This is a genomic window from Candidatus Goldiibacteriota bacterium HGW-Goldbacteria-1 (assembly GCA_002839855.1).
Taxonomy (GTDB): Bacteria; Oederibacteriota; PGYV01; order PGYV01; family PGYV01; genus PGYV01.
In genome coordinates, this window is the sequence record PGYV01000011.1 from 22,372 (window position 1) to 35,769 (window position 13,398).

A 13,398-nucleotide genomic window follows, 5' to 3' on the forward strand; every position below is an offset into this window, starting at 1 on the left:
AATGTGATATTTTGATATCTGCCTTTGGTATCCCCACTGGCATATTCGGGCTGCTGTCTGTCGTTTTTGCCGACGCGAACGGCGGCCGAAAAACAAAAAAAAGAAAGGTCAGGTGCACTAAATGGCTATCGTAAAAGAAAGAAAACAGGAATTGATTGGAAACTACAAGGTTCATGACACAGACACAGGTTCTCCGGAAGTTCAGGTGGCAATTCTCACGGAAAAGATCAACTATCTCACGGAACATCTTAAAAAACACTCTAAAGACCTTCATTCAAGGCATGGGCTTCTTAAGATGGTTAACAGAAGAAGAAGGCTTCTTGATTATTTAAAGAGCAAGAGCTATGACAGGTACAAAATCCTGATCAAAAAATTAGACATAAGAAAGTAGGCCAAAGATGGCGAATTATATAACCAGGGAAGTGGAAATAGCAGGAAAGAAAATATCGTTTGAAACCGGCAGGATGGCAAAACAGGCCGGCGGAGCGGTTGTTGTAAGGACAGGCGACACAATGGTTCTTGTTACGGTTGTTGCGGCAAAAGACCCAAAACCAAACGCGGATTTTTTTCCGCTTACGGTTGAATACAGGGAAAAGTTTTACGCGGCCGGGAAAATACCGGGCGGGTTTTTTAAAAGGGAAGGCAAACCAAGAGAAAAAGAAATCCTTTCATCAAGGATAATTGACAGGCCCATAAGGCCGCTTTTTCCGGAAGGTTTTTTCTATGAAGTCCAGATAATAGCCACGGTTATATCTGCTGACAAGCAGAATGACTCTGATTTGCTGGGACTTATAGGCGCGTCAGCGGCGCTGGATATTTCCGATATTCCTTTTGACGGCCCTGTAAGCGCGGTAAGGGTTGGAAGGATAGACGGCAAGTTTGTGGTAAACCCGACAATGGACGAACAGCTTGAAAGCGACTTAAATATTACGGTTGCCGGAACAATTGACGCTATCACAATGGTAGAAGGCGAAACCAATGTTGTAAGCGAAGCGGACTTAGTTTCAGCGCTTGGGCTTGCCCATGAAAACATCAAAAAACTCTGTCAGTTTATGATAGAGTTCAAAAAAGAATGCGGAAAGCCAAAAAGGGAAGTTATCCTTAAGGTAATTCCCGCGGATTTTAAAGCTAAAGTGGAAAGCCTTGCAAAGTCTAAAATGCAGGAAGCCATGAAGATAGCTGATAAAATTAAACGTTATGACGCAATTGCCGATGCAAAAAAAGCCGCGCTTGAAGCGATAACAGCAGAGACACCGGAAAAAGAACTGGGCGAAAAAATATCAGAAGCCAAAATGGTGCTGGAAGAAATTGAAGCCGGTATTATCAGAAACCAGATAGCCAATGACAGCATAAGGCCGGACGGACGTAAGTTTGATGAAATAAGGGAAATCACATGTGAAATTGACATTCTTCCAAGGACGCACGGTTCTGCTATCTTTACAAGGGGCCAGACACAGGCGCTTGTAGTTACAACCCTTGGCGCGGAAGATGACGCGCAGAGGCTTGACGAACTTGAAGGTGATTTTACAAAGTCATATATGCTTCAGTACAATTTCCCGCCGTTTTCCGTGGGCGAAGCAAGGATGTTAAGGGGCGTTGGCCGCAGGGAAGTAGGGCACGGCAACCTGGCAGAACGCGCGTTAAAAGCGGTTATGCCTTCCAAAGAAGACTTTCCTTACACAGTACAGGTGGTATCTGACATACTTGAATCAAACGGTTCATCATCAATGGCAACAGTTTGCGGCGGTTCGCTTTCGCTTATGGCGGCAGGCGTTCCAATAAAGAAACATGTGGCCGGTATTGCCATGGGGCTTATAAAGCAGGGCGATAAATTTATAGTGCTAACCGATATTCAGGGAGCCGAAGACCACTTTGGCGACATGGATTTTAAAGTGGCAGGAACAGAAGACGGCGTTACAGCAATTCAGATGGATATAAAGATAAAGGGCGTTACGCTGGAAATTCTGACACAGGCGCTTGAACAGGCAAAGAAAGCAAGGCTTTTTCTTATTAAAGAAAAGATGGAAAAATCCATAAGCGCGCATAAAGAGGAAATGTCGCCTTTTGCGCCGAAGATAGGCACGATAAATATTAATAAAGAAAGAATTAAGGATTTAATCGGGCCGGGCGGAAAGAATATTAAGAGGATTGTTGAAGAGACAGGCGCGAAAATTGATGTGGAACAGGACGGCAAAGTAAGGATATTCGCGCAGGATGAAGAGATAATGCAGCATACAATGAGCATGATTAAAGAACTTACCCAGGAAGCCGAAGTGGGCGCCATATACAACGGAACGGTAATCAAGATAATGAACTTTGGCGCGTTCATTGAGATTCTTCCCGGTGTTGAAGGGCTCTGCCATGTCAGCAACATATCCAAAGACAGGGTGGCAAATGTGACAGACGTGCTTACAGAAGGGCAGAAAGTGGTTGTGCTTGTAAAAGACGTTGATTCTAAGACCGGAAAGATCGCCCTTAGCATGAAGGACGTAGAGCAGCCGGCAAAATAAAAATGAAGAAGATTCATAACGACAATATTACGGGCTCGTGCGGTTATCTGCACGAGTCCTTTTTATTTCCTTCTGAAATAATAAAAGGCAGGGGCGCGGTTAATTCCGTTGTGCCCTGCGTTCAGGGCTGTGCTTTAATCGCGGATACATTTGTCACAAGGCAGTTTGCACATGTCTTTACCGGAAGCGAAAACATCGTAAAGGTGCTATTTTCGGGGAATATAAATCCTGCGGAATTTTTCAGGGTTAAAAATATTATTATGGAATCCGGGGTAAAAGAAATAATTGGAATGGGCGGCGGCAGGTGCATGGACCTGTGCAAGCTTATAAAAAGGGACCTGTCTGATTTAAAACTTATCCTTATTCCCACATCCGCGGCAACCTGCGCGGCATGTACTCCGGTTTCTGTCATGTATGATAAAGACGGCGTGTATTTGAACACAATGGATTCAGCGCTTCCGGATAAACTTGTCATAGATTACGCGTACTTTGACACCCTTCCGATGGGATTTTTTGCCGCAGGGCTTGCTGACGCGGTGTGTAAGTATTTTGAAACGGTACGCGCCGCGGGCGGGCAGGAAAATATACCGGTACAGGACGGTGTTGTATTAAATATAGGGGCGGCTTCAACCGCGTTTGTTTTCAGTGAAATCGCGGAAAAATTCCATAACCCGTGCGTCGTTTTAAGGGAAGAAATGGCGGATATTAATATAATTCATTCGGGAATGATGTCATGCCTGGGAAGGTATACCGAAACTTCATTTGCGGCACACGCGTTTGCCCACGCTATGACGGCATCCAAAGGGGCAAGGGAATTTCTTCACGGGGAGCACGCGGCAATGGGGCTTTTGTTTCAGGAAACAGCTGCGGATACAAAAAAAGACGCGGAAATAAGGGAGTTATTTTCCTGTTTTGACCTGCCTTTAAAACTGTCCGCCTTTAATATAAAAGAGAGTGAAATTGACGCCGTAATTGACAAATACAGAAAGATAGAAGCCGCGGAAAAAATTAACCTGCAGATATCCCCCAAATTGATGTATAATATTATTAAGAGACTTTACTGATTTAATATCAGGGAGAATTTTAATGGCAAAAAAAAAGCCGGAAGTTAAACCGGAACCTCAGGAAGATGTTAAAAAAATAATAGAAAAAATAACTAAAAGCCCCGAAGCACCATCAAATATGCCAAAAACCATGCTTAAAAAAGAAGAGTGGGGACTTCTTACCATATTAAACCTGCTGCTTGCATCTGTTTTTCCCGCATATTTTGTTAATATTCTGCTGATATCATTTTTTACCGAATTGGGGCACCTGTGGACAACCCATTTAAGCGAGGTTGAAAGGGAAAAACTTGTAAATTTTGAAAAAGAGTTCAGAAAAGGGTACGAGATGGAAGGTAAGAAGAAATACGCGAAAGCCGCTGATATTTATGATTCGCTTGCGGCGAAATATTCAAAAGACGCAAGGATAGCGGAGATAGCATCGCAGCGGGCTTTGCAGCTTCGCGAAAAAAGGATAAAGAAAAAAACAGGCAGGGCACGGCGGAAATAAGCTTTAAAATAAAGGGGGAGGTTCACTGAAATTTGGAGCTTTCAAAGGAGATATTAAAAGATATCGCCGAGTTTAAATTTGACGCTGCGCTGGAGAAAGCCTCTTTAATAAAAGGCGGCGAAAAACTGCGCGCGGATATTCTTTTTATGAGCGGCAAGTTTTCAGAAGCCGAATATATATATTCTTACATCCGCGAAAAAAGCTGGGACACATCCTTAAACAGGGCGCTTATTGCGTTAAGCGAAGCAAGGGTAAGCGACGCGCGCCGGCTGCTTCTTTCAATTAAGGATAAAGATATCCGCCCGGAAAATTCCATAGTTTATTCCCTTAAAAAGGGCGGAAAAGAAAAAATTGTCGCGGAAATAAATATGTATCTTGGAGTCCTTTTTAAAAATACTGGCGATTACACTGACGCGCTTAAGTATTTTAGAAAAGCATTATTGAATGACCCTGAAAATGCCCTGATACCCGCAAATATGGGTGATATTTTTTTCAAGCAGGACAATAACGAACAGGCGGTCGCCAACTACCTTAAAGCCATAAAACTTACGGATGATAACCTTAGAAAAGCGCATCTTTATAATGATGCCGGGCTTGTTTATTACAAACAGGGGCTGCTGGCAAAGGCGGTTCAAAGTTTTAAACAGAGCCTTATTTTTGACCCTGAATACGCCAATGCCGCGCACAACCTGGGGATGATATATGTAAAAGGCGGCATGCCGGATAAGATAAAAGACGATTATAAAGAACTTCTTAAACATGAAGACGGCGTGGATATAGTCTTGAACATAACAAGGTCTGTTATAGACGAGGTCAACAGGCAGAGTAAAGCCGGCAGCGGCATAAAATCAAACAATGATACAGGCAGGATGATGACGTATGAGTGCGTGGTAAAAAAGGGGCACGCGGGAGCCGGCAGCTATAATGAAAGCAAAATTTACGTGGAAGCAAGAAATATTCTTGAAGCCATGGAAAAAGCCAAACAAAGGGGCGGCGTAAAAAAAGGCAAGTCGTATAACGCCGGGCAGAGTATAATCGCCATCAGGCAGTTAAATAACTGAGCGTGCCGGTTTAAAAACGTTTAGCGCGCGTATTTACTTTCTTCTTTTAACCTCTATTAAAAAGTCCATAGCGCCGGAATTGGCGTCTGTTTTAATTATAATTTTTCCGTCTCTGGCTGTAATGTTTTTGTATTCCGCCTGCCTGTAACCGTTGGAATCCACCCTGAAAATTTTCATTGTCCTGTATTTACCGGGGTTAAAAGTAATTTCCGTCAGGACAGGCTCTATAATTATGGGGGATGACCCGCCGTAAATAACTGAATTGCCTGCAGGGCTGTATTTAACGGAAGAGTTGTCGGATATTCCCGAAGTATGAAGTATTATCTTACCGCTTTCGTTTATGTTTTTGCCGTCCAGCGAATAAAGATAAACCGAGGCGTAATTTGTCAGGCATTTTAAATTAAAGTTTTTAAATTTTAACTTAACGCCCTTAAGAAAGCCGGTTGCGCCCTGGATTTTTGGGGCGTTTATCCTGAAAATGCCGTCATCAAGGTTCCAGAAAAGTTCTCCGGTATCAGAGGCCGCTTCGCTGTCAACTTCAGGCGCGTCAGCGGTTTTCTTTGATTCATCAAGCGTTTTTGCCGCTTTCATTAAAAGCGGGGCTTCGTAGCTTCCGCCGGCAAGCTTGAAAGCTGTGGCGGGGTTGTTATACAAATCGTCTTCTGAAAGATAAGACACGGTCGATGTTTTGCTCTCTGAAAGGTAATTGTTCCTGAAAATAAGCGCGGCAGGTATCCATTGTGAAAGGGCTTCCGGGCTGCGCGAAAAATCGGTAAAATTTTCAAGTATATTCTGCGGAGTGACCGTACCGAATTCAAACTGCATCATGGCGTTCCATCCCTGCAGTTTCGCGTAAGCCGACATTATAACGGGGGCGCCGCTTCTGTAGCGGTTGGGCAGAAGCCAGTTCCATTCGCTTACGGTAAACGGTTTGCCAAGCATCCTGCAGTGGGCAAGTTCAGCCACGGTGTTTAAGCGTGATTTTAAAACAGGTGAATTTGAAAAGTTTATGGTTTCGCGCATGGACCAGCCGCCGGAAGGGTGGTCCCAGTATGAATGGCGGTCAATGAAATCGTATTGCGCGTTTAAGGCAAGTTCCGCGTCCCAAAGTTCCCAGTGATTGCTCCCGGTTAACAGGGCTTTATACCCTTTTTCTTTAAGGCGGTTTATCATTTTGTCATAGAATTTTTTTTCTGTTTCGGCATAAAATCTTTTTGTATCAGAGGCGCGGCCGTTACATACAGCTTCAAACATTGTGTCCCAGGAGCCCCAGTTTATTTTAAACTGTTCGCGCGCCACGCTTTTTTTATCAAGCGATTCATTTTCCTGTAAAGCACACCCGCTTTTTAGCCAGGCTTCTTTTAATTTTTCATCAGAACCGTATTTATGTTTTAAAAATTCGTTAAACTTTTCATCAAGTTTCTTTATTGCGGCAGGGGATAAATCTTTGTTTCTGTCCGCGTAAAACAGGGAACTTTCGTTTACAATTTCAGAAAATATAATCGCGGGTTCGTGCAGGTATTTGACTTTTGTGTATCGGTTTTCGTGTTCAAGAAGTTTTTCTATGTATTCGTATGTAAGGTCCTGAAGTTTATCATCTATAAATATTATCTCCTTAAAGCCGCGGGGGACTGTTTTGAAATTATCAGCACCGTCGCCGGATTTAAGCTCCCTATGTACCAGGAAGTCAAGAAACACATAAATACCTGCTTCTTTAAGTTTGAATATAAGGTAGTCAAGTTTATCAAGGCTGTCTTTGGAGAAATTTCTGGTATTATCCGCGCCGGATTCAAAGATGTTGGGAACAGACCACGGGGCGTCCATATGGTGAAGCCTTACAAGGTTGCACCCTGATTTTGAAAGCCTTTTAACTGTCAAATCAACGTCTTCTTTGGAACGAAAAATGGACGGACCCATCAGATTCGTACCCCAGAATGCCGTTTTTGTGCCGTCTTCAAATATTAAAGAGCCGTCAGGTCCGGCTTTTATAAAACCGTGTTTTCCGGCGGGCGCGTCCTGAAGGTAAGTAAGGTCAATAACCGCGTCAGGTGTGAAAGGGTCCTGCACGGGATTAAAAACGCGCCAGGACGAACGGTCTTCCTGTTTAATTTCAACGTTTTGATATACTTTGCCGTTTCTGTCGCGCGCTTCAAGGCGCAGCTTATCTATGTAAATTGTGCCCGCGCAGTCAAGAAGCCCCGCCGACACCTCTATAAAAGCGGTGCCTTCAGGCACGGGATAGTTGTTTTCCCATTTTGTCCATTCTGATATTGTTTCCGCGGTTTCCCCTGCAACCGCGGGCCAGCCTCCGACCCTGTTTCCGGCAGAATCAAGAAAAAGTATGCTGATTCTGGCTTTGTCCCAGGGATTGCCGCCCTGAATAATATTTTCGGTTTTTATCATTCCTGAAAGTATTACAACGAACATTTTTTCCGGTACAACCGGAACTTTTTGAGTTATCATTGAATATGCCTTTGATTTGTTGGTGATTTTAAAACAGGAAGGGGATTCATATCCCGGGGCTTCAAAGGTGCCTTCGCCGTTTACCCAGCCTCCCCAATAAAACGGCGTGGAAGAACCGAATTCCATATCGCCGTTCATCAAAAGGTCGTCTTTCGCGCGTGGAATTTGTAAATTATCACCGGGTTCCACGCTTATGTCATCTGCCTGCATTTCGCCAATGCAGTTTGCAAGCTGAACCTGAAGGGTGATTTTTGCGGCATTCTCCGGGACGTTAAGCACGTTTACTTTTTCTGACCAGTCAAATGTGCCTTTCCACCTTCCAAGTTCCGGCCAGCCGCCCACCTGATTTCCTTTGGCATCAAAAAATAAGACCATCACGCGCGCCATTTCCCATTCTTCTTTAAATTTAATGACGTTTGAAATTTTTATCTTTGATTTTACGGTAATCTGTTTTATTGTTTTGGAATCAATGGGAATATCCTGATTAAGTTCTATATACCTGTTTGACGCGTTTACAAGCCGCGCGCATTTTCCGTTTGGCCCCTGTATCAAAGATATGCCGTCGGGAGAATTTTTAACCCAATTGTCAGGAACTCCGTCGCCGTTTGCGTCTGTTTCAAAGCCGGAATTTAAAACAAGATTTGCCGAAAATGATGTTAAGGGGAATAGAATAAAAAACAGCAAAATAAGTTTTTTCATAAAAACCTCCTAAAAATAGTATGAATTATTGTAAGGGGATTATAAAGGTAAAAACAGATCCCAGACCGGGGCCTTCTGAATCCGCCCAGACAATGCCGTCATGTAGTTGTACTATGTTTTCCACAATGCTAAGCCCTAAACCTGTGCCCTGAGCTTTTCTTGTGTTTATGTCTTCCACCTGATAGAAACGGTCGAAAACACGGCGTGCGTTATCCTTTGTAAGCCCGGGGCCGTGGTCAATGACGCGTATTGTCAGGTATTTTTCTGATTTAAGTTTAGTGATATCTTCATATTCCGGTAAATTTACTGTTTCCTTCGCGGCTTCTTTTACTTCTATTTCTATCTGCGAACCCGCCGGGGAAAATTTTATTGAATTGTTCAGAAGGTTTATCAATACCTGGGATATTCTATATTCGTCAATATTTATGTTAAGCGAAGTATATGCGGAGTTCATTTTTATGGCAATTGTTTTCTTTTCAGCGATTGATGAAATATCTCTGATGCTTGAAGCAATAACAGGGATTATGTCAGTGGTTTTTTTACTGATGGAAAAAGTACCGGATTCCATTTTTGAAAGGTCAAGCAGGTCATTAATAAGGGAGAGCAGGCGGTCTGAATTGTTTTTTATTGTCATGACGAAATCTTTCTGCTCCGGGGATAGTTTACCTCCCACTCCGCCCAGCAGAAAAGAAACAAAACCTTTTATAGAAGTTAAGGGTGTGCGCAGTTCGTGAGAAACCATTGATGTGAAATTGGTTTTAAGGGTGTCCAGTTCCTTAAGTTTCTCATAGTTCTGGCGCAGAATCTCCTGCTGTTTTCTTTTTTCTGTAATATCCTCTTTGACGGCAATATAAGCGAATATTCTTTTCTTGAAATCCATAACCGGTGAAATGGAAAGGGATTCCCAGTATAATGACCCGTCCTTTTTTTTGTTGCGAAGCTCGCCTTTCCACTGCTGCCCGGAAGAGATTGTATCCCATAGCTCTTTATATTTTTCTTTTTTAGTCTCGCCGGAATTTAAGATTTTCGGGTTTTTCCCCGCTGTTTCTTCTTTTGTATACCCGGTTACTTCCGTGAATTTTGGGTTAACGTATGTAATATTTCCCCACAGGTCGGTCATGATAATCATAGACGGTATCTGTTCAACCGCCGCCACAAGTTTTGCCATTTCTTCATGATAGGCTTTATCTTCGGTTATGTCTTCGCCGGATGATATTGTGCCGGAGAACATACCGTTATCGTCAAACATTACCGCGTTTGACCACTTTATAAGGCGGCGTTTGCCGTCTTTACGGATGATGTAATTTTCAACATAACCTTCAATAATTGTATTTTTGGAAAGCCTTTCAAAAACATTTTTTGAGTCAGCGGCGCTGTCTTCCGGGATAAAGTATTCAAACCAGTTTTTTCCGATAAGCTGTTCGCGGTCAAAATAACCCAGTATCTCGCACCCTTTTTTATTTATAAGGATAATCTGCCCTTTTTTATTTAGGGCTATAAGCATAACGCCCGCGATATCAATGTATTTCTTGGCAAGGTCGCGTTCTTTGCGCAGCATTTCTTCAAAAAAGATACTTTCGCTTCTGTCTTCTATCAGGCATACCGCTCCCAGTGTTTCGTTCATTTCCATGATAAGGGTAATGGAAACTGAGACCGGAATTTTTTTACCAAGGGAGTTTATGGCAAAAGTTTTTATTGTATTTGATCCTGAAGTTTTATCAATGTTATCAAAAAAAGAAATGCCGGCGTCAATATATGGGAATACTGAAACGAAGTTATGTATTGTTCTGCTTCCCTCCGGAATTCCAAGCAGTTTTGAAGCAGAAGAATTAACATAAGTGATATTAAAAGAATCATCAAGGATTACAAGGCTTTCATTCATGCTGGAAACAATTTTCTGTGCCAGATTTTCCGGGTTTGGTTTGGATACAGATAATTTTGTAACGGCGTAAGTTATTGATGCCGCCCATATAATAACGTATAAGTCGGACAATTCGGTAAAGACCCCGTAAAAATTAAAAAGTTTGGGGGATATAAACTCTGAAAATGTACCGGCGAATATTGCGGCGACAGTGCCCCAGAAAATTACAAGAGCCTGCCTTTTTTTTATTGTACTTCTGTTTTTATAGGCGTTTTCAAGCAGAAGCGCAAGTCCTATAATAAGGTAAGACAGGTAATATATCTGAAAGAAAAGCGGAAATTTTGATTCCGCCCAGGGCGAATACCATCCGTAAACAGAATGCACCGGCTGCAACTGAAGCAGGTCCAAAAGTTCAACAGTATAAAAAAATAAGCCGGGAAGTAAAAGCGCGGGAAGTAAAAAGGGTATTTTAAGAAGTTTTTTTCTTAATGAAATTTCAAGAAAAAACCACAGGGTAAAAAACGGGAAGATAATCCACCCAAGTGAACCTATGCGTTCCGCGTTATAAGCCGCCTGCTGTGAAATAAGCGGATTATGTTTTATTGCAAGACCAAACGACCATAGGGAGAAACATATAATCATACCGGCCGCGGATATGTTTATTTTTGAAGTCAGGTCATTTTTAAGGATATATACGGCCATCAGCACGTAAAGGGTGAAAGCTATATAATGAATGTAACCTATGGGAAAATAAGCAAGCATTTTGTCTCCATATACTAATTATATACGACTTTATGCTTTAAGGTCAAATATAATAAAAATGGTATTAAAACAAATATCAGATGAAGCCGGTTATTTTTTCGCGAAGTTCTTCAAGTTCCATATTTTTGGAAAAATAAGCGTCTGCCCCGGAAGCTTCCGCTTTGCCTTTCATTTCATTTTCAGACAGCGCTGAAAACAGTATGACTTTAATAGATTTTAATAAAGGGTCATTTTTTATGAAACTGCATACATCATACCCGCTCATTTTCGGCATCATAACATCCAGCAGGACAATTCCGGGAAGGGGGCTGTGCTGCAGATCTTCTAAGAATTCGGCGCCGCTGTGGAATTCTTTAATTTCATATTCCGAATCTTCCAGCAGAATGCGGATAAGCCTGCATATGGCCGGTTCATCATCTACCACGTATATAATATTATTTTTCATATTTTTGGCAGTATAACGCAGAATTTGGAACCTTTATCCACACCGTCAGACACCACCCAGATAAAGCCGCCGTGAGCTTCTGAAAGGCCCTTGGCGATGCTTAACCCGATTCCGGCACCCTGGTGTTTACGGGTAAGGATATCTTCCACCTGAAAAAACTTGTCAAATATTTTATCTTTATAAATATCCTGAATGCCCGGGCCGTTGTCTGTTACGGAAATTTTCAGGTACTCTTCATCCGGTTTTATCGTGTTTTTAAGGTAATCAGGAAAGCCCGTCATGCTGCCCGGAAGTATTTCAATTTCAAGGTTAACTCCGGAGTTTTCCGGGGAAAATTTAATGGCATTATTAAGAAGGTTGGAAAAGATTCTGCCAAGTCTGAAAACATCAGCCTGCCAGAATAGTTCATCATTATAATTTTTAATAAGCATAATATTTTTCTGCCGCGCAGGCTCAAAAACGTTATTTATGGATTCATCCGCAGCCGATGAAATATTACAGAGTGTTTTTTTGACGGAAAAAACCCCGGATTCTATTTTTGTAATGTCAAGAAGGTCCTCTATTATAATCTGAAATTTATTCGCGCTGTTTACAATCATTTCCAGCAGCTCGCTTTGTTTTTTGTTTATAGGCGTATCCATTGATTTTTTTAGCAGCAAAGACGAACCTTTTATAATTGTCAGGGGAGTGCGAAGTTCGTGGGAAATCATAGAGACAAAAGCGGATTTAAGCTTATCCAGCTCGGTAACACGTTTAAAGTTGCTGTCAAGTTCCTTGTACGCGTCGGAAAGGTTTTTACCCATATTGTTAAAAGCTTTTGCCAGGTTTTGAACCTCTTCATCTCCGCGGATATCTATTTTGTCTATATTTCCGCGGTTTTTTATTTTTTCGGAAAGGCCGCGCATATCATTAATCAGCCGGTTAAAAGGATTTGAAAGTTTATCAGCCATATAATATGAAGCCAGCAGGCATAGAATTGCCAGTATTATTATGGACAGCCCCATGCCGAATAATATATTCAGGCTTTGTTCCTGCGCGGTTCTTACAGGAACTACGGCGCATATTTTCCAGCCCAATTCAGGGGAGGTGTAATAAAAAATATACGATGGTATTTTATCCATAGGAATTTTTAAGAATCCTTCCCGGTTTTCCATAATTTTACTTATTGTTTTGCCGTTAAGTATTGAAATATGCTTGAATAGTTTTGTTTTGTCGGGATTTGTAAGTATCATACCGCTGCTGTCTGCCAGCATTATGTAACTGCCTTTAAGCAGTTTTATATTGTGTACAAAATTGCTGATTCTATCAAGGGTTAAATCAATTCCAAAAACCCCGCGGAGTTCGCTATTGAAGTAAATTGTTTTAGCCATGGCTATGTTAACGTCATCAGAGGTTAGCGAAAGATAAGGCTGCGTCTGCATTGTTTTTCCGGGATTTTCAGCGGCAAGTTTATACCATATCCTGACACGCGGGTCGTATTTTGTGGGCCTTGGCCGTATTTCAGACCTTACAAAAGCTCCGTTTATAAATCCGATATAAACGGAGTTTACATAAGGGTGTGCCTGTTTGTATGAAAGAAATTTATTTATTATTAACTGTTCCTGTGAAGAAAATTGATATTTGAATGTTTTTTCGTCGGCTTCAAGAAAATTTGTGAAAGTATGATAAGAGACAGAGGCCAGGGTTTTATCTGCAGAAAAACTTTCAACATCCTGTTTAACACTTAACAGCAGGGTGTTAATATTATTATTTATCTGAAAGAGCTGCGCGTTATAAAATGCAGACATGGTTTTAATGTTCAAATTGTTAAGGTTTATTATGCTCCAGATTCCCAGCAGAAGAAGCGGTAAAAAACCTGCGGCGAAATAACTTAACACAAATCTGTCTTTCAGTTTCATGCGCCCTCCGCGGAGATTAAAACTGTTTTGGCGTGTCGTTTTGCAGGTCTGATGGTTATTATACATCTGCGGGGTATAAGCAGTCAATGAAATCATAAGATATATATAAGCCAAAGAGGATAAGGCATATCCCATAAATAGAACGCGG

Annotated in this window: 9 protein-coding genes; 5 read left to right on the forward strand and 4 right to left on the reverse strand. The window is 41.9% G+C overall.

Translation table 11 applies throughout. From position 1 onward, the window contains the following. Window positions 1-121 precede the first annotated feature (121 nt). Genes CVV21_11020 through CVV21_11040 form a run of 5 tightly spaced genes read left to right on the forward strand, consistent with a single transcriptional unit; the run spans window position 122 to window position 5,122 of the window. Window positions 122-391, forward strand: coding sequence for a 30S ribosomal protein S15 (locus CVV21_11020; GenBank protein ID PKL90806.1), 270 nt, complete (start codon window positions 122-124; stop codon window positions 389-391). 7 nt (window positions 392-398) lie between these two features. After that, a complete protein-coding gene (pnp, locus tag CVV21_11025) occupies window positions 399-2,510 on the forward strand; it encodes a polyribonucleotide nucleotidyltransferase (protein ID PKL90807.1) in 2,112 nt (703 codons plus the stop codon). A gap of 2 nt (window positions 2,511-2,512) precedes the next feature. Next, a complete protein-coding gene (locus CVV21_11030; GenBank protein PKL90808.1) occupies window positions 2,513-3,574 on the forward strand; it encodes a hypothetical protein in 1,062 nt (353 codons plus the stop codon). Window positions 3,575-3,596: 22 nt separating this feature from the next. After that, window positions 3,597-4,061 carry a hypothetical protein gene (locus tag CVV21_11035; GenBank protein PKL90809.1) on the forward strand — a complete coding sequence of 155 codons (465 nt, stop codon included), beginning with the start codon at window positions 3,597-3,599 and terminating at the stop codon, window positions 4,059-4,061. Between the two features lie 32 nt (window positions 4,062-4,093). Next, window positions 4,094-5,122, forward strand: coding sequence for a hypothetical protein (locus CVV21_11040; protein ID PKL90810.1), 1,029 nt, complete (start codon window positions 4,094-4,096; stop codon window positions 5,120-5,122). A 33-nt stretch (window positions 5,123-5,155) separates the two neighbouring features. Here CVV21_11040 and CVV21_11045 read toward each other — a convergent pair whose 3' ends face one another. The 4 genes from CVV21_11045 to CVV21_11060 form a co-directional block, all read right to left on the reverse strand. Beyond that, window positions 5,156-8,284, reverse strand: a complete 3,129-nt coding sequence (locus CVV21_11045) for a hypothetical protein (GenBank protein PKL90811.1) — start codon at window positions 8,282-8,284, stop codon at window positions 5,156-5,158. A gap of 25 nt (window positions 8,285-8,309) precedes the next feature. Next, complete coding sequence (locus CVV21_11050) at window positions 8,310-10,907, reverse strand: hypothetical protein (GenBank protein ID PKL90812.1); 2,598 nt, start codon at window positions 10,905-10,907, stop codon at window positions 8,310-8,312. Window positions 10,908-10,983: 76 nt separating this feature from the next. Next, window positions 10,984-11,352, reverse strand: coding sequence for a two-component system response regulator (locus CVV21_11055; protein PKL90813.1), 369 nt, complete (start codon window positions 11,350-11,352; stop codon window positions 10,984-10,986). After that, window positions 11,349-13,385 carry a hypothetical protein gene (locus CVV21_11060; GenBank protein PKL90814.1) on the reverse strand — a complete coding sequence of 679 codons (2,037 nt, stop codon included), beginning with the start codon at window positions 13,383-13,385 and terminating at the stop codon, window positions 11,349-11,351. The genes CVV21_11055 and CVV21_11060 overlap by 4 nt, the downstream gene beginning before the upstream one ends. Between the last annotated feature and the right edge of the window lie 13 nt (window positions 13,386-13,398).

Excerpts from the sequence above, each read along its gene's own strand:
- CVV21_11020 (PKL90806.1), top strand. The coding sequence starts at position 122 with ATGGCTATCGTAAAAGAAAGAAAACAGGAATTGATTGGAAACTACAAG.
- pnp (PKL90807.1), top strand. The coding sequence starts at position 399 with ATGGCGAATTATATAACCAGGGAAGTGGAAATAGCAGGAAAGAAAATA.
- CVV21_11030 (PKL90808.1), top strand. The coding sequence starts at position 2,513 with ATGAAGAAGATTCATAACGACAATATTACGGGCTCGTGCGGTTATCTG.
- CVV21_11035 (PKL90809.1), top strand. The coding sequence starts at position 3,597 with ATGGCAAAAAAAAAGCCGGAAGTTAAACCGGAACCTCAGGAAGATGTT.
- CVV21_11045 (PKL90811.1), bottom strand. The coding sequence starts at position 8,284 with ATGAAAAAACTTATTTTGCTGTTTTTTATTCTATTCCCCTTAACATCA.
- CVV21_11050 (PKL90812.1), bottom strand. The coding sequence starts at position 10,907 with ATGCTTGCTTATTTTCCCATAGGTTACATTCATTATATAGCTTTCACC.
- CVV21_11055 (PKL90813.1), bottom strand. The coding sequence starts at position 11,352 with ATGAAAAATAATATTATATACGTGGTAGATGATGAACCGGCCATATGC.
- CVV21_11060 (PKL90814.1), bottom strand. The coding sequence starts at position 13,385 with ATGGGATATGCCTTATCCTCTTTGGCTTATATATATCTTATGATTTCA.